This window comes from Stenotrophomonas sp. KH_036_B, from assembly GCF_057839485.1.
This window is the reverse complement of the sequence record NZ_CM174491.1, coordinates 4206072-4221800: the sequence shown is the minus strand read 5'-3', so window position 1 is coordinate 4221800 and position 15729 is coordinate 4206072. Positions and strand designations below refer to the sequence as shown.

General features: G+C 66.4%; 15 protein-coding genes. 11 read left to right on the top strand and 4 right to left on the bottom strand.

What is annotated here, in order from left to right:
• Positions 1-655 precede the first annotated feature (655 nt).
• The 5 genes from AC3ITN_RS18690 (at position 656) to AC3ITN_RS18670 (ending at position 4902) form a co-directional block, all read left to right on the top strand.
• Positions 656-970: a hypothetical protein gene (locus AC3ITN_RS18690; RefSeq protein WP_489391487.1), complete on the top strand. Its 315-nt coding sequence runs from the start codon at positions 656-658 to the stop codon at positions 968-970.
• A 69-nt stretch (positions 971-1039) separates the two neighbouring features.
• A complete protein-coding gene (locus AC3ITN_RS18685) occupies positions 1040-1312 on the top strand; it encodes a hypothetical protein (protein WP_489391486.1) in 273 nt (90 codons plus the stop codon).
• Positions 1313-1466: 154 nt separating this feature from the next.
• Positions 1467-2978, top strand: a complete 1512-nt coding sequence (locus tag AC3ITN_RS18680) for an alpha/beta fold hydrolase (protein ID WP_489391485.1) — start codon at positions 1467-1469, stop codon at positions 2976-2978.
• Positions 2975-3721: an ABC transporter ATP-binding protein gene (locus AC3ITN_RS18675; RefSeq protein WP_489391484.1), complete on the top strand. Its 747-nt coding sequence runs from the start codon at positions 2975-2977 to the stop codon at positions 3719-3721. Before AC3ITN_RS18680 ends, AC3ITN_RS18675 begins: the two co-directional genes overlap by 4 nt.
• A complete protein-coding gene (locus AC3ITN_RS18670; protein WP_313347563.1) occupies positions 3718-4902 on the top strand; it encodes an ABC transporter permease in 1185 nt (394 codons plus the stop codon). Before AC3ITN_RS18675 ends, AC3ITN_RS18670 begins: the two co-directional genes overlap by 4 nt.
• A 176-nt stretch (positions 4903-5078) precedes the next feature.
• Here AC3ITN_RS18670 and AC3ITN_RS18665 read toward each other — a convergent pair whose 3' ends face one another.
• The 3 genes from AC3ITN_RS18665 to AC3ITN_RS18655 form a co-directional block, all read right to left on the bottom strand.
• Positions 5079-5771 carry a transposase gene (locus tag AC3ITN_RS18665; protein ID WP_489391483.1) on the bottom strand — a complete coding sequence of 231 codons (693 nt, stop codon included), beginning with the start codon at positions 5769-5771 and terminating at the stop codon, positions 5079-5081.
• A gap of 213 nt (positions 5772-5984) precedes the next feature.
• Positions 5985-6995 (bottom strand): energy transducer TonB, encoded by a 1011-nt coding sequence (locus AC3ITN_RS18660; RefSeq protein WP_313347565.1) that lies wholly within the window; start codon positions 6993-6995, stop codon positions 5985-5987.
• 190 nt (positions 6996-7185) lie between these two features.
• The gene (locus AC3ITN_RS18655) at positions 7186-7821 is read right to left on the bottom strand and encodes a TIGR00645 family protein (RefSeq protein ID WP_313347566.1); all 636 of its coding nucleotides are present in this window, start codon (positions 7819-7821) and stop codon (positions 7186-7188) included.
• Positions 7822-7928: 107 nt separating this feature from the next.
• Between AC3ITN_RS18655 and AC3ITN_RS18650 the strand changes: the two genes are divergently transcribed.
• From AC3ITN_RS18650 to AC3ITN_RS18635, 4 genes are all read left to right on the top strand, one after another.
• Complete coding sequence (locus tag AC3ITN_RS18650; protein ID WP_489391482.1) at positions 7929-8618, top strand: glutathione S-transferase N-terminal domain-containing protein; 690 nt, start codon at positions 7929-7931, stop codon at positions 8616-8618.
• Positions 8619-8982: 364 nt separating this feature from the next.
• On the top strand, positions 8983-11211 hold the full coding sequence (locus AC3ITN_RS18645) for a S9 family peptidase (RefSeq protein ID WP_489391481.1): 2229 nt from the start codon (positions 8983-8985) through the stop codon (positions 11209-11211).
• Between the two features lie 37 nt (positions 11212-11248).
• The gene (locus AC3ITN_RS18640; RefSeq protein WP_313345606.1) at positions 11249-11767 is read left to right on the top strand and encodes a cytochrome c oxidase assembly factor Coa1 family protein; all 519 of its coding nucleotides are present in this window, start codon (positions 11249-11251) and stop codon (positions 11765-11767) included.
• Between the two features lie 81 nt (positions 11768-11848).
• Positions 11849-13651, top strand: coding sequence for a DUF885 domain-containing protein (locus AC3ITN_RS18635; RefSeq protein WP_489391480.1), 1803 nt, complete (start codon positions 11849-11851; stop codon positions 13649-13651).
• A gap of 115 nt (positions 13652-13766) precedes the next feature.
• Here the strand turns inward: AC3ITN_RS18635 and AC3ITN_RS18630 are convergent, their stop codons facing one another.
• Positions 13767-14225, bottom strand: a complete 459-nt coding sequence (locus AC3ITN_RS18630; RefSeq protein ID WP_489391479.1) for a hypothetical protein — start codon at positions 14223-14225, stop codon at positions 13767-13769.
• A 199-nt stretch (positions 14226-14424) separates the two neighbouring features.
• Between AC3ITN_RS18630 and AC3ITN_RS18625 the strand changes: the two genes are divergently transcribed.
• Both AC3ITN_RS18625 and AC3ITN_RS18620 read left to right on the top strand, forming a co-directional pair.
• Complete coding sequence (locus AC3ITN_RS18625) at positions 14425-14673, top strand: hypothetical protein (protein WP_313345600.1); 249 nt, start codon at positions 14425-14427, stop codon at positions 14671-14673.
• Positions 14674-14791: 118 nt separating this feature from the next.
• Positions 14792-15709: a bestrophin family protein gene (locus AC3ITN_RS18620; RefSeq protein ID WP_489391478.1), complete on the top strand. Its 918-nt coding sequence runs from the start codon at positions 14792-14794 to the stop codon at positions 15707-15709.
• Positions 15710-15729 lie beyond the last annotated feature (20 nt).

Sequence of the window (15729 nt, the reverse complement as noted above, 5' to 3'; positions counted from 1 at the left end):
TCTCCTTGGTATCTGAGGACGGCGAATCAATCGACACTGTTCAGATACATGGCGAAGGCTCGGGCTATGGCCCCAGTACACTTCTGCTTCCATGGGCTCTGCTTATGTCCGATTCGCGCTCGGTCGCGCGATCCAAGCTTGGCTCCCCCATTCGAACTGGAGGCGGCGACCGCAATCCCCTGACAGGGCAGGCAATACGAGATTGGGATCTGTTCTCTGCAGGAAAGTATCACTGTCACTTGGAGTACTTGCCGGGCAACGCTGGCATTTCCCTCCTTTCGTTTATGCCTGCGCCGAACTAGCAAATTCATGCCGTCATTGGTGTGACTTGGAACGGCATGTCGCGATGCCAGGCTGTGTTCTTGCGACTACTTCACCAGCCTCCGTTGGGCCTGCTATTGCAGCGAGCAAAGACGGGACTTCAATCGTTGGGTGTGATGCACCTTGCCTGCCGGTTGTGCATGGTGCTGGGAGACCATGATGGATCTGCAATCGGTCGAGCCTGAGATCATTAGGGAATCTTTTCGCAGCCCGGATGGAACGACCATCTACCGATACACGAGTCAAAATGGAGTTGCGCCCTGGACGGGCAGCACAGTAGCCTTTATATCGAAAAATCGGAAGATATTCTCAGCCGGTGCATGAGGAAATGAAGATGAACCCAAGTCTTTGCGCGGATGAGGACGTCAACGATTATTTCGACGGAATAGTCAAGGGTCTAACCGTTCATTTTGGCTATTCAATCGCGAAGGCTGAGGCACTCGCTCGCGAGCACTACGAAAAATTCACCGATCCAGTTTTTTGCAGATCAATCGGCTTCCGGGTGCAGGATGACGAGTTTTTCTTTCATGAGGGCGGCTTCGAGATGGTGATCAGTATTCACTATTATTTGGTATTGAAAGGGGATCCAAGTCGAGATGCATATCTTAAATGGCGTAAGGACTTTATGAGCGGATACAGACGAGGTTGAAATGGCAGTTCTGATCGAAGGAATCTCTGTTAGTGCGCGCTCGTCTATCCGCATGCTGGAGTGAATGCAATGAGCTTCTCACGCGAGAGGATCGTCGACTACTTGTCCAGTTACGCGCCCATCAGCAGCTTCTACGTCTTTCGATCCGCAGGAAGTGATGTGGGACTGATAAAGTTCTACGATTCTTCGGGGCGCAGTTGGAACGTGATGGAGGATGATGAATCGCTCGCTGCTGAGGCGCTTGCGTTCCTGTATGCGAGCGGCGCCCCCGTGATCCAAGACCTCAGTTCTCTACTGAAGTACGAGGCCGAGTTAGCGGCGGGGTGCGATCAGCAGCCATAGGCGGAGCGGCCAAAAGGGGTAGCGGTGCATGCAGTGCTGCCGACGCCATCGACGCTCATGCCCCGTCTCGACTAGCCCAGCCCCCCTTCGGTCACATCCAGCCCGCCCGTCCGTCATGGCATGCTGAGACCCTTCAATCCAGGATGCGATCGAAATGCGACTTTCCTGCCGTCCCTTGGCCGCCGGTGCAGCGTTGCTGCTGCTGGCAGCCTGCCAGCCCACGCCGGACGCACCGCCGGAAGGGGCCGAGCGCCAGTATGGAACACTGACGTTCAAGCCCTGCACGCTCACCAGCACCCAGGCCAGCAGCAACGTGGAGGCCGAGTGCGCCACGCTGCAGGTGCCCGAGAATCCCGACGCGCCCGATGGCCGCAAGATCGGCCTCAACATTGCGTGGCTGGATACCGAGAACCAGGGCGAGGGCAAGCAGGACCCGGTGTTCTTCCTGGCCGGCGGCCCGGGCCAATCGGCCACGGAGGTGGCGGCCATCGTCAACCAGTCGCTGCGCGAAGTGCGCAAGAAGCGCGACATCATCCTGGTGGACCAGCGTGGTACCGGCAAGTCGAACCCGCTCACCTGCCTGGGGGCGGACGGCAAGGAGCTGCCGCTGGACGAGAAGGCCACGCCGTCCACGGCGCTGATCGCCGACTACGCGGCGCGCTGTGCGGCCACGCTGGTGGACCGCGCCGACACCCGCTTCTACACCACCACCCAGGCCATCGGCGACCTGGACACGGTGCGTGCCGCGCTGGGCGTGGACAAGGTCAACCTGATCGGCGCCTCCTACGGCACCCGCGTGGCCCAGCAGTACGCCGCCCGCTTCCCGCAGCACACCCGTGCGGTGGTGATCGACGGCGTGGCCCCGAACGACATGGTGGTGGGCGGCGATTTCGCCAACACCTTCGAAGCGGCCATCGAGCTGCAGGCCGCCCAGTGCCGGAAGGACCCGGTCTGCGCCAAGCGCTTCCCGGTGGATACCCGCACCCAGCTGCGCAACGTGATGGCGACGCTGGCCAAGGCGCCGGTGGAGGTGGAGTACCGCGACCCGGGCACTGCCGAGATCCGCCGCGATACGATCAACGCCGACACCGTCACCGGCCTGGCCTTCATGTTCTCGTACATGCCGGAGCTGTCCTCGCTGCTGCCGGTCATTTTGGATGAGGCCGCGCAGGGGCGTTACGCGCCGCTGATGTCGCTCAACAGCCTGGCCAGCCGCTCGATGGGTGGCCAGCTGAACCGGGGCATGCAGTGGTCGGTGATCTGTGCCGAGGATCACGACCGGTTCCAGGAAGCACCCGCTGGCGACCGCCTGCTGGGCCCGGACGTGGCGCGCATGTTCTTCGCGGCCTGCCCGTCGTGGAACGTGGGCACGCGCCCGAAGGATTTCACCGCACCGCTGAGCGCGCCGCTGCCGGTGCTGCTGCTGTCCGGTGAGTTCGATCCGGTCACGCCGCCGCGCTACGCCGAGCAGGTGCTCAAGACGTTGCCCAACGGCCGCCACCTCATCGCCAAGGGCCAGGGCCATGGCACCCTCAATGCCGGCTGCATGCCGCGCCTGCTGGGCCAGTTCATGGACAAGGCCGACGCCAGATCGCTCGATGCCACCTGCCTGGATTCGCTGAGCCCGGTGCCGGCCTTCACCTCGTTCAACGGATGGGCACCATGATCGTCGCCGAGAATCTGCACAAAGCATTCAAGACCAAGACCGGCCTGATCAAGGCGGTGGAGAACGTCGGCTTCCAGGCCGAGGACGGCCGCATCACCGGCCTGCTCGGGCCCAACGGTGCCGGCAAGACCACCACCATGCGCATGCTCTACACCTTGATGACGCCCGACCAGGGCCGGGTGCTGGTGGATGGCCTGGACGCGGCCACCCACGCCGTGGAGGTGCGCCGCCGGCTGGGCGTGCTGCCCGACGCGCGCGGTGTGTACAAGCGACTGACCGCACGCGAGAACATCGCCTACTTCGGCGAACTGCACGGCATGAGCGGAACGCAGATCCGCGAGCGCACCAAGGTGCTGTCCAAGGCGCTGGACATGGAAGACATTCTGGATCGCCAGACCGACGGCTTCTCGCAGGGCCAGCGCACCAAGACCGCCATCGCGCGGGCACTGGTGCACGACCCGCGCAACGTGATCCTGGACGAGCCGACCAATGGCCTGGACGTGATGACCACCCGCGCGCTGCGCGGCTTCCTGCGCGGTCTGCGCGACGAGGGGCGGTGCGTGATCTTCTCCAGCCACATCATGCAGGAGGTGGCCGCGCTGTGCGACAGCATCGTGATCATCGCCAAGGGCACGGTGATGGCCTCCGGCACGGCCGATGAGCTGCGCGCGCAGACCGGCGAAGCCAACCTGGAAGATGCCTTCGTCAAGGCGATCGGAACCGAAGAAGGACTGCACGCATGAAGGCGTTTTCCACGTTGTTGACGGTAATGCGCAAGGAACTGCGCGATCTCTCCCGTGACCGCCGCACGCTGCTGCTCACGCTGCTGCTCGGGCCGCTGCTGTACCCGATCCTGATCCTGGGCCTGGGCAAGCTGGCCGAAAGCCGGGTCAAGACCCAGATCGACAAGCCGCTGGAGATCGCCACGATCGGCGGCGAGAACGCCCCGAACCTGGTGCGCTTCCTGGCCGCGCAGGGGCTCAATGCAGTCGAGGCGCCGAAGGACCTGACCGCGGCGATCCGCGACCAGCAGATCGACGTCGCCCTGCGGATCAGCCCGGAGTTCGGCACGGACTGGGCCGAGGGACGCCCGGCGCTGGTGGAGATCGTGCAGGACAGCACGCGCCGCGCAGCGGACATTCCCACCGCACGCCTGAAGGCGGCGCTCACCGCCTACAGCCAGCAGGTGGGGTCGCTGCGCCTGTTGGCGCGGGGCGTGGACGCGCAGGTCGGGCGAGCGCTGGACGTGGCCACCCAGGACCTGGCCACGGCGGAAGCCAAGCGCGGCGTCATGCTGTCGCTGATGCTGCCCATCCTGCTCACCATCACCTCCTTCATCGGCGGTGCGTACCTGGTCACCGACACCACCGCCGGCGAACGCGAACGGCAGTCGCTGGAACCGCTGCTGGCCACGCCGGCGTCGCGCAGCGCGATCGTCAGCGGCAAGATCGCTGCGGCCTGCGTGGTGGGCCTGGCGTCGCTGTTGTTGACGCTGATGGCGTTCAAGCTCAGTGCGCAGTTGTCCACCAGCAGCGCGGCACGGCAGCTCAACATGGGCTTCCTGCCGATGCTGCAGATGCTGCTGATCATGCTGCCGATGCTGTTCATCGGCACCTCGCTGCTGACCTACCTGTCGGCGGCGGCCAAGAGCATGAAGGAAGCCCAGAGCCACATGACGTGGCTGATGCTGCTGCCGATGCTGCCGGGTTACGCGCTGATGGTGTACCCGCTGAAGAGCGAGCTGTGGCAGTTCGCGGTGCCGTTCCTGGCGCAGAACCAGATGCTGCTGAAGATCATCCGCCACGAGCAGATCAGCGCGCAGATGTGGGCCGTCTACCTGGCCGCTGGCTTCGGCCTGGCCGCGCTGCTGTGGTTCGCGGCGGTGCGCCGTTACCACCAGGAACGGTTGGCCATTTCCGGCTGACGCGCCCAAGAGGTGTCGGTCTTCGGCCGACAGGCCCTGAAGAACCCCGGACCCGTCCGGGGTACTCTTAAAAAAGGGGACGGAGGACGTTAATTCAGAAATGGGGACGGAGGACGTTAAGTGGCGGTCCGAGCGACGCTCGCCACATTGCTCGTCGCCCCATACCCAAATGGTCCTCAGCTCCGCTCCCGGCGAGGCCTGCCCGGCGTTCTGAACTCAGATGTCCGGTTGAGTGTTTGGGCCACCATCTTCTGGAATCGTGTTCCTCCCAACGCCCTCTCCTGCCGAACGTAGTTCTGGATGTTCTCCAGTTCCTCTGGGGGAATACCGGCCTCCAGGAAGCGTCGGTAACCTTCCGCGCGGAGGACTGCAGATGCGCCCAGCGCCAGATAGACCGGATGTGGTGTCAGCAATGGGTGCCGGGCAAGTCCGAGGTGTGTATGCACGCTTGACCAGGCATGATCCTGTGGATCGGCTACCAGCGCCGCGCGGACTGGATTGAGCTCGATGTAACGCAAGACCATCAGGAAGTACCTGTCGGTGTCCACCAAACAGGATTTGTAACGTCCCTCCCACAGCGTCCCGCTTCTGCCGTGCCGTGTATTGAAATAGCGGACGTAGCTTTGGCCCGCCGCCTTCATGGCCAACGCCAGTGCCGCGGATCTTGGGGGCGTAAGCAGAAGGTGGGCGTGATTGCCCATCAGCACGAAGGCGTGCAGAGCCACCGACTGCTTACGACATGCCCGGCCGAGCAGGCGGCAGTAATGCTGTCTATCCGTATCGTCGATAAAGATCGCCGCACGGTTGACGCCGCGCTGGATGACATGGAACGGATATTCCGGCAGAACCAGTCGGGGCCGGCGAGGCATGGCTGAGGCTGAAGTCGGGTCAATACTGAGCGTGGCACGCAGTTGATGTGCAGTCCCTAGGGAAACGGCGGGATCGTCCGTCAGACAAGATCAGCGTCGCCGCATCATCGCGAAATAACTTCCTCCGTCCCCTTTTTCGCTGACGGGGTTCTCTTTTTGTTGGGCAAAAAAAACCCCGGATCGCTCCGGGGCTTTTCGCGGATCAAACGCCGATCAACCGCCCGGCGCGAAGGCCAGGGTGCGGCGGGTGGTGACCGGTGCGCTGACCGGCTCGAACTTCCAGCGCTTGACCGCATTGAGGGCCTCGCGGTCGAAGACGCGGGCCGGGGTGGCACGCAGCACGCGGGCGTTGGTGACCGAGCCATCGGTGCCCACGGTGATTTCCACCAGCACGTCGCCCGACGTACCGGCACGCAGCGCATCGGCCGGGTAACGCGGTGCCGGGGTGCTGACAGGGCGCAGGGTGTTGGCGGCGGCAGCGGTCGACGCGGCCGGCTGGCGGGCAGCGGCAGCCTGTGCGGCAGCGGCGGCCTGCTGTCGCTGTTCAGCCTCGCGGCGGGCGGCGGCCTGGCGCTCACCGTCCTGGCGCTCGTTCTCGCGGCGGGCGGCGTCCTGCTGGGCGGCGATCTGCTTGGCCGCTTCGGCTTCGCTGGCCTGCTGCTGGCGCTGCTGGTCCGCCAGCTGCTTGGTCTTGTTCTCGGCGTCCTTCTTGACCTTGTCGGTCTCTTCCTGGGTGCGCTTGAGAGCGGTCTGCATGCCGTTGGTGATGCCGGTCTTCAGGCGCGGCAGGGCCGGCGCGGTGGCGTCCACCTTTTCAATCAACGCCACCAGGCGCTGGCCTTCGGCGAAGTCTTCGCGGCCCAGGCTCTGCTCGGCGGCAATGAGGGTGTAGGGCAGCAGATCGGTCAGCGCGCTCTTCACCGAGGCGTCGTCCGGGGTCTTGTCGCGCAGGGCGAGGTAATACTCGATGGCGTTGTCGCCGGCCGGGGCGTACATGCGGTTCTCGCGCAGGGCCTTGCTGGCCAGGTCGCGAAGCTCCTCGGTGCCCATCGACTGGACCTTGGCCGACACCGCAGGTGCCGGTACGGCGGCAGCGGCCGGTGTGGCCGGTGCGGACGGCGTGGCCGGCGCCGGTTCGTCCTTGCCCGAGCAGGCGGCCAGGGCCACCACCAGGGTCAGCGGTGCCAGCAGGCGCACCTTGGCTTTCGTGTTGACGTGCGACATCCAACTCCCCCTTTGAAGAACGACGATACGTAGGGCCTGATGCGGTCAGGCCGACCGAAGGCCAAGGACGTTTCCCGTCGTCCAAGGCCGTGTTGCAGGTGCTCAATCTAGCATTCCCGCGCCCCGCTTTGCAGGGCGGCGGGTGGGGCAGGGCGGCGGCGCGGGCACCGCCGCCCGTCCCGGGTCCGGCTCAGTGTGCCAGTGCCTTGCTCGGCGTATGGGCCATCAGCTTGTCGGTGTAGGCGATGCCGATGGCCGACAGAATGAACGCGCCGTGGATGATGGTCTGCCACATCACGCCGCTGGACGTCATGGCAGAGCACTTGAACGAGGCTTCGATGGCGGGGCCGAACTGGGCCATGGCCGAGTGCACGGCGGTGATGTACTCCGGGCTGTAGCACGAGGGCAGGCCGTCGAGGTTGCCCGCGCCGATGAAGGTCTTGAGCAGGTGGATCGAGGAGATGCCGATGATCGACAGCGCCAGCTTCACCTTCAGCACGCTGGCATTGACGTGGCTCAGCCACTCCGGCTGGTCGGGATGGTTCTCCAGGCGCAGGCGGGAGACGAAGGTCTCGTAGCCGCCCACGATCACCATCACCAGCAGGTTGGAGATCATCACCACGTCGATCAGGCCCAGCACCAGCAGCATGATTTCCTGCTCGCCCATGGTGTGGGCCTTGTGCAGCAGGTGCCAGAGCTCCTTGCCGAACAGGAACACGTAGACGCACTGCGCCAGGATCAGGCCCAGGTACAGCGGCAGCTGCAGCCAGCGCGAGGCGAAGATCAGGGACGACAAGGGGCTGATGGGCTTTTGGGTCGCGCTCATTCTGGGATGCTGCGTTGCGGGAGACGCCGCAGGTTACCGGGCCTGCATGACCCTGCCAACCCAACTGACGCACTAGACTCAGGCTTCCTGAACCGCTGGGCCCTGACATGTTCGATCTGTATTACTGGCCGACCCCGAATGGCCACAAAGTCACCCTGCTGCTGGAAGAGCTGGGCCTGCCGTACACGATCAAGCCGGTGAACATCGGCAGCGGCGACCAGTTCAAGCCGGAATTCCTGGCCATTTCGCCCAACAACAAGATGCCGGCGCTGGTGGACCACCAGCCCACCGACGGTGGGCAACCGCAGAGCGTGTTCGAGTCTGGCGCGATCCTGCTGTACCTGGCCGAGAAGACCGGCCAGTTCCTGCCGGCCGACACCCGCGGCCGGGTGGCGGTGCTGGAGTGGCTTTTCTGGCAGATGGCCGGGCTGGGCCCGATGAGCGGCCAGATGGGGCATTTCAACGTGTACGCGCCCGAGCAGATTCCCTATGCGATCGAGCGCTACGGCAACGAAGTGCGGCGCCTGCACGGGGTGATGGACAAGCGCCTGGCCAGCAGCGCCAATCTGGCGGGGGATGCGTACAGCATTGCCGACATGGCGAGCTACCCGTGGATCGGTGCGTACGACACGCTGCCGGCCGATTTCGACGCGTTCCCGAACCTGAAGCGCTGGCACGCGGCGATTGCCGCCCGCCCGGCCACCCAGCGCGCCTATGCGCTGCGCAGGCAGGTGAACCCGGATGCGGGCAAGCCGTTGAGCGACGAAGAGCGCAAGCACCTGTTCGGCCAGCGGTGATCCACGTAGTGCCGGCCGCTGGCCGGCTCCTCGCGATGATGGGGTCGCTCGGAGCCGGCCAGCGGCCGGGACTACCGGGTGGAGGGGATCGCCTGGAGCCGGCCAGCGGCCGGGACTACCGGGTGGAGGGGATCGCCTGGAGCCGGCCAGCGGCCGGCACTACCGGGTGGAGGGGATCGCCTGGAGCCGGCCAGCGGCCGGCACTACCGGGTGGAGGGGATCGCCTGGAGCCGGCCAGCGGTCGGCACTACCGGGTGGAGGGGATCGCCTGGAGCCGGCCAGCGGCCGGCACTACCGGTTAGGATGTTGCCTCCCCTCCGTCGCCATCCGGACCGGGAACGCCCCGACGCCGCCGGAAGATTCCATGCGCCACCTTGTTGCCTCGCTCGCCCTCATGCTCGCCTCGACCACCCTCGCCCACGCTGAAAAACTCACCCTGGATGCGATCACCGGCCCGCTGCCGCTGTCCGGCCCGACGCTGATGAAGCCCAAGGTGGCCCCCGACGGTTCGCGGGTCAGCTTCCTGCGTGGCAAGGAGGCCGACCGCAACCAGCTCGACCTGTGGGCCTACGACATCGCCAGCGGCCAGACCCGGCTGCTGGTCGACTCCAAGGTGGTGCTGCCCGGCGAAGAGACCCTGAGCGATGCCGAGAAGGCGCGCCGCGAGCGCCAGCGCATTGCCGCCATGACCGGCATCGTCGATTACCAGTGGTCGCCCGACGCGCGCACGCTGCTGTTCCCGCTGGGCGGCGAGCTGTACCTGTACGACCTGGACAAGCAGGGCAAGGCCGCCGTCCGCCAGCTCACCCACGGTGAAGGTTTCGCCACCGACGCCAAGCTGTCGCCCAAGGGCGGCTTCGTCAGCTTCGTGCGCGAGCGCAACCTGTGGGTGATCGACCTGGCCAGCGGCCGCCAGATCCAGCTCACCCGCGACGGCAGCGACACCATCGGCAATGGCGTGGCCGAGTTCGTCGCCGACGAGGAAATGGACCGCCACACCGGCTACTGGTGGGCACCGGACGATTCGGCCATTGCCTTCGCCCGCATCGACGAATCGCCGGTGCCGGTGCAGAAGCGCTATGAAATGTACGCCGACCGCACCGAGATGATCGAGCAGCGCTACCCCGCGGCAGGCGACCACAATGTGGCGATCACCCTGGCCGTGATCGCGCCGCGTGCCGACGCCGCGCCGCGCTGGGTCGACCTGGGCCGCAACAAGGACATCTACCTGGCCCGCGTCGACTGGCGCGACCCGCAGCACCTGACCTTCCAGCGCCAGTCGCGCGACCAGAAGACCCTGGAGCTGATCCAGGCCGATCTGGACAGCGGCAAGCAGCGCACCCTGGTGACCGAAACCTCGCCTACCTGGGTGCCGCTGCACAACAGCCTGCACTTCCTCAAGCAGGGCGGCTTCCTCTGGTCGTCCGAGCGCACCGGTTTCCAGCATCTGTACCGCGTGTCCGATGACGGCAGGACGGTCACCGCGCTGACCGCCGGCAACTGGCCGGTGGACGAACTGCTGGCGGTGGACGAGGACGCCGGCAAGGTCTACTTCCGCGCCGGTGTCGACACGTCGCGCGAAAGCCAGATCTACGCCGTGCCGTTGCAGGGCGGTTCGCTGCAGCGCCTGTCGCAGGAGGCGGGCATGCACAGTGCCAGCTTCGCGCGCAACGCCAGCGTGTATGTGGACAGCTGGTCCAGCACCACCACCCCGCCGCAGATCGCGCTGCACCGCGCGAATGGCGAAAAGATCGCCACGCTGGTGGAAAACAACCTGGCCGATCCAACGCATCCATATGCGCGCTACCTGGATGCGCAGCGCCCCGTGGAGTTCGGCACGCTCACCGCCGCCGACGGCCGTACCGCGCTGAATTACAGCCTGATCAAACCCACCGGCTTCGACCCGTCCAAGCGCTACCCGGTGGCGGTGTATGTGTATGGCGGCCCGGCCAGCCAGACCGTCACCGACAGCTGGCCTGGCCGTGGCGACCACCTGTTCAACCAGTACCTGGCGCAGCGCGGCTATGTGGTGTTCTCGCTGGACAACCGCGGCACGCCGCGTCGCGGCCGTGACTTCGGCGGCGCGCTGTACGGCGTGCAGGGTACGGTGGAAGTGGCCGACCAGCTCAAGGGCGTGGAATGGCTCAAGCAGCAGCCGTGGGTGGATCCGGCGCGCATCGGCGTGCAGGGCTGGTCCAACGGCGGCTACATGACCCTGATGCTGCTGGCCCAGGCGTCGGACCAGTACGCCTGCGGCGTGGCCGGCGCGCCGGTGACCGACTGGGGCCTGTATGACACCCATTACACCGAGCGCTACATGGACCTGCCGGCGCGCAACGCCAAGGGCTATGACGCCGCCCGCGTGCTGGCGCACATCGACGGCCTGCGTTCGCGCCTGCTGCTCATCCATGGCATGGCCGACGACAATGTGCTGTTCACCAATTCCACCGCGTTGATGAGTGCGCTGCAGAAGCGCGGCCAACCGTTCGAGCTGATGACCTACCCGGGTGCCAAGCACGGCTTGTCGGGCAGCAACGCGCTGCACCGCTACCGTCTGGCCGAAGACTTCCTGGCGCGCTGCCTGAAACCGTAAACGAACGGATCCGATCGGGCTGCCAAGGAGGACGCCGATGCCCCTGCCACTCCCGCCTTCCGGCGCCACGCGCGTCGGCTGGTGGCACCGCCATTGGCGCTGGGCCATGCCGCTCGCCGTACTGGCGGTGCTGCTGGCGGTCGCTGCCATGGTCTGGTTCGCGCTGGCGCAGTGGTCGCGCTGGAGCCGGGCCAGCGAGCCGTACCAGGAAGCCATGCGCCGCGCACGCTGCAGCACCGAGCTGGTGGCGGTGCTGGGCGAACCGATCCAGGACGGGTTCCTGCCCAGTGGCAGCATGGAGCGCACCGCCGGCGGTGGTGGCTACAGCCAGTTCGCGGTGTCGCTGTCCGGGCCACGCGGCGAGGCGGAGCTGTTCCTGGAGGCCCACCGCGAAGGTGGCCAATGGGATTACCCCCTGCTGTATGCGATTACCGGCCAGGACGAGGCGGTCGACCTGACCGCGCTGGACGATGCCGAGGCGGCCCAGGTGTGTGCGCTGCAGGAGTGCCGCGAGCAGGGCCATTGCCCGCTCCCCGGCGGCCGTTGGGGCGGCTGAGCGCTGGCCATGACCTCCGGCCGATTGCCGCTGCCGGCCTGAGTGCGTAGGGTCGCAGGCATCTGCTCACAGGAGTCCTGCATGAAGCCGCTTGCCCTTGCCGTCGCGTTGGCCCTTTCCGTTCCCGCCGCGCTCAGTGCGCCGCCGGCCTTCGCCGCCGCCCCCACCGCTTCGACCAAAGCGCCGGCGGCCCAGGCCTGGGTGAGCCGCAGCAATGAACTGGCGCAGATCCTGCTGGATGCGCAGGGCCCGTTCCAGCCCGAAGAGACCGGCTTCTTCGGCGTGCCGGGGTATGACGACAAAGTGGCCGACTTCGGCCCCGACAACGGCAAGCGCTACCGCGCCGCGATGGCCAAGGCCCGCGACGCGCTGACGGCCAAGCTCTCCACCGAGCGCGACCCGAACGTGCGCCAGGACCTGGCGATCATGATTGCTGCGGCCAACGAGAACATCGAAGGCAGCGAACTCAACGAAAAGTACATGTTGCCGTGGAGCGACACGCCGCAGACGGTGTTCAGCGGCCTCAACCTGCTGCTCTCCGACCAGGTGCCGGCCGAGCGCCGCGCCAAGGCGCTGGATCGTCTCAAGGCATATGCAGGACTGGCCCCGGGCACCACTGCGATCACCACGCTGTCGCGCCAGCGCTATGAAGAACGCCTCGCCGACAAGAGCCTGCTGCAGCCCACCCGCATCGAAGTCGAGCAGTCGCTGGCCAACGTCGATACCTACATCACCGGCATCGAAAAGCTGTTCGGCACGTACAAGGTCGCCGGTGCCGACGAGGCGCTGAAGACCATCGCCACCCAGCTGCGTGAGTACCGCGACTGGACAAAGAGTGACGTGCTGCCCAAGGCACGTGCCGACGCCCGCCTGCCCGCGCCGCTGTACGCCTACCAGCTCAAGCGCGTGGGCATCGACATCGACCCGCAGCTGCTGATGCAGCGGGCGCAGCTGGAATTCATGGAAACCCGCTCGGCGATGCGCCAGCTGGCGCCGCTGGTGGTCAAGGCCAAGGGCCTGACCGTGTCCGACCCGACCGACCCGGTGGCGGTGATCCGCGCGCTGAAGGGCGACAAGATCGCCAACGACCAGCTTGAACACCACTACCGTGGCGTGATCGATGCGATCGACCCGATCATCCGCGCGCAGAAGATCGTGGACGTGCCGCAGCGCCCGATGCAGATGCGCCTGGGCTCGGCCGCCGAAAGCGCCGCCTCGCCGGCACCGCACTTCCTGCCGGCACCGCTGGTGGGCAACACCGGCCAGCAGGGCACCTTCGTGCTGCCGCTGGGCAACCCGGCCGCCGGCGACAAGGCCGCGCAGTACGACGACTTCAACTTCGGTTCGGCCGCGTGGACGCTGAGCGCGCATGAAGGCCGCCCGGGCCATGAGCTGCAGTTCACCGCGATGGTCGAGCGCGGCGTGTCGCTGGCGCGCACGATGTTCGCGTTCAATTCGGTCAACGTGGAAGGCTGGGCGCTGTATGCCGAAGCCGAGATGGTGCCGTACGAGCCGCTGGACGGGCAGTTGATCGCGCTGCAGTTCCGCCTGCTGCGCGCCGCCCGCGCGATGCTGGACCCGATGCTCAACCTGGGCCTGATCGACCGCACCAACGCCGAACGCGTGCTGATCGACGAGGTCGGCCTGTCCCAGGCCATGGCCACCCAGGAGCTGGACCGCTACATGGTGCGTTCGCCGGGCCAGGCGGGCAGCTACTTCTACGGCTACACCCGCATCCTGGAACTGCGCATGCAGACCGAACTGGCGTTGGGCAAAAAGTTCGACCGCCTGGCGTTCAACAACTTCCTGCTCGACCAGGGCCTGCTGCCGCCGGACCAGCTGGCCAAGGCGGTCAACGAGGTGTTCATTCCAAAGCACCGTTGATTGCGCCGCGCAACCAAAAATGCCGTGGTTGCCGGCCGCTGGCCGGCACCACGACAAAAAGGGGACGGACCCTGTTAATCCAAACGATTAACAGGGTCCGTCCCCTTTTTGGGTGTCAGCGTTCTGGTGTGATCGTCTGCACCGGCAGACGATCCGCCGGCGGCGGATTGGGCACCCAGATCGCCACACCGGCCGCGCGCTTCTGCGTGGTCGGAATACCGATGCCCACGCCGCCACCGCTGTGCGAGCCATAGCTGCCGCCACCGACCGACACGCCGCCGCCCGAGCTGCTGGACGCCACGCCCATCAGGATCACGCCGTTGGCGCCGAGCGCGGCCGCTTCCTTCTTCAGGCGTGCGACGGCCGCGTCGGTCTGGCCCTGGGTGCCGAAGCCCACCGCGCTGGACGACTCCAGCTGCGCGATTTCAACCGAGCCCGGCGGCGGGGTGGAATAGATCTGCACCAGCGCCGGATCGGTCGGCGGACGGGTCTGGCCCAGCATCACCCGTGAGGTGCTGGCACAGCCGGCCACGGCCAGCAGTACGCCGAGCAGTGAGATGGTTCGAACGTTCATGGGTTCACCCCTTGGTGGGCCGGGTCGGCCTGCGCCTGGATCATCCGGGTTGGCCACTGAATCGGTGCCAACCCCATGCCGGGACGGTAGCACCGGCCGGGTGAGCGTGTCGCCATGCGGGTCTTGCCGCCGCCATCACGCGTTGCTGGCGCGGGTGCCGCTACGCTGCGCCCAGCAAAAAACGGCAAGGAACAGGGGTATGGGGCTGATCAGTCTGTTGTGGGGCGTACTGGCGTTGGTGTGGATGATCCTGGCGCTGATCCCGTTCTTTGGCTGGGGCAACTGGTTCCTGATTCCGTTCGCCGCGGTCGGCGCGGTGATCGGCGCGCTGGGCATCCTGTTCACCCACCCCACCAAGCGGGGCAGGGCATGGACCGGCCTGCTGCTCAACGCAGTGGTGGTGGTGGTGGGCATCGTGCGCCTGTCGCTGGGCGGCGGCATCATCTGATCCGTCGCCCGCGGCACAGCAGGGCGCTGCCCCGCTGACGCGGCCGCCCGGCAGGCGCCTGCGACGATGCGTCGCACCGGCGAAGCGGCCGAAGGCAAGGGCGTAGAATGGCCACCCCATGATCATTCGCCCTCGTCCACACGGCTGGCAGCTGCTGTACATCCTGCGTGGCTCCATCGTTCCGGCGGTGGCGCCCAAGGTGCTGGCGATCCTGCTGCTGTCCATCGCGGTGGCCGCGTTCACCGAGCTGTGGCACCCGCCGGGCATCGAGCGCGTGTCGGTGGCACCGTTCACCCTGCTGGGCCTGGTCCTGTCGATCTTCCTCAGCTTCCGCAACAACGCCTGTTTCGAGCGCTGGTGGGAAGGCCGCAAGCTGTGGGGCCAGCTGGTCTACGAATCGCGCAGCCTCGCGCGGCTGTGCAACACCCTGCTCGACGACCAACCGCTGCGGCGAGCGCGCATCTGCCGGCTCGGCATCGGCTTCGCCCACGTACTGGCCGCGCGGCTGCGCGGGCGCGACCAGGCGCTGGCGGCACTGCCCTGGGTGGACGCCGCCGACCAGGCGCGTTTCGCCGCGCGCGACAATGCCCCCGACCAGCTGCTGGCGATGATCGCCGCCGAACTGGCCGTGGCCATGCGCGCCGGGCAGCTGGAGCCGATCTTGTTTGCCCAGTTCGAGACCCGCCTGCACGCCATGTCCAGCATCCAGGCCGGCTGCGAGCGCATCCTCACCACCCCGCTGCCGTTCGCCTACACCCTGCTGCTGCATCGCTGCGCGTGGATGTTCTGCGTGCTGCTGCCGTTCGGGCTGGCCAGCTCGCTGGGCTGGGCCACGCCCGTGGTGTCGGCGGTGCTCGCCTATGCCTTCTTCGGCCTGGACCAGCTGGGCGAAGAAATGGAAGAACCGTTCGGCCTGGAGCCCAACGACCTGCCGCTGGATGCGATGGTGCGCACCATTGAAATCGATCTGCTCGACAGCCTGGGCGTACGCCCGCTGCCCGACCCCCTGCAACCGCAGCGCTACCTGCTGCAGTAACCCGACTACCGTCCGGAGCA

Excerpts from the sequence above, each read along its gene's own strand:
- AC3ITN_RS18635 (WP_489391480.1), top strand. The coding sequence starts at position 11,849 with ATGAAGCCGCTTGCCCTTGCCGTCGCGTTGGCCCTTTCCGTTCCCGCC.
- AC3ITN_RS18680 (WP_489391485.1), top strand. The coding sequence starts at position 1,467 with ATGCGACTTTCCTGCCGTCCCTTGGCCGCCGGTGCAGCGTTGCTGCTG.
- AC3ITN_RS18675 (WP_489391484.1), top strand. The coding sequence starts at position 2,975 with ATGATCGTCGCCGAGAATCTGCACAAAGCATTCAAGACCAAGACCGGC.
- AC3ITN_RS18665 (WP_489391483.1), bottom strand. The coding sequence starts at position 5,771 with ATGCCTCGCCGGCCCCGACTGGTTCTGCCGGAATATCCGTTCCATGTC.
- AC3ITN_RS18650 (WP_489391482.1), top strand. The coding sequence starts at position 7,929 with ATGTTCGATCTGTATTACTGGCCGACCCCGAATGGCCACAAAGTCACC.
- AC3ITN_RS18625 (WP_313345600.1), top strand. The coding sequence starts at position 14,425 with ATGGGGCTGATCAGTCTGTTGTGGGGCGTACTGGCGTTGGTGTGGATG.
- AC3ITN_RS18685 (WP_489391486.1), top strand. The coding sequence starts at position 1,040 with ATGAGCTTCTCACGCGAGAGGATCGTCGACTACTTGTCCAGTTACGCG.
- AC3ITN_RS18655 (WP_313347566.1), bottom strand. The coding sequence starts at position 7,821 with ATGAGCGCGACCCAAAAGCCCATCAGCCCCTTGTCGTCCCTGATCTTC.
- AC3ITN_RS18630 (WP_489391479.1), bottom strand. The coding sequence starts at position 14,225 with ATGAACGTTCGAACCATCTCACTGCTCGGCGTACTGCTGGCCGTGGCC.
- AC3ITN_RS18640 (WP_313345606.1), top strand. The coding sequence starts at position 11,249 with ATGCCCCTGCCACTCCCGCCTTCCGGCGCCACGCGCGTCGGCTGGTGG.
- AC3ITN_RS18690 (WP_489391487.1), top strand. The coding sequence starts at position 656 with ATGAACCCAAGTCTTTGCGCGGATGAGGACGTCAACGATTATTTCGAC.
- AC3ITN_RS18620 (WP_489391478.1), top strand. The coding sequence starts at position 14,792 with ATGATCATTCGCCCTCGTCCACACGGCTGGCAGCTGCTGTACATCCTG.
- AC3ITN_RS18660 (WP_313347565.1), bottom strand. The coding sequence starts at position 6,995 with ATGTCGCACGTCAACACGAAAGCCAAGGTGCGCCTGCTGGCACCGCTG.
- AC3ITN_RS18645 (WP_489391481.1), top strand. The coding sequence starts at position 8,983 with ATGCGCCACCTTGTTGCCTCGCTCGCCCTCATGCTCGCCTCGACCACC.
- AC3ITN_RS18670 (WP_313347563.1), top strand. The coding sequence starts at position 3,718 with ATGAAGGCGTTTTCCACGTTGTTGACGGTAATGCGCAAGGAACTGCGC.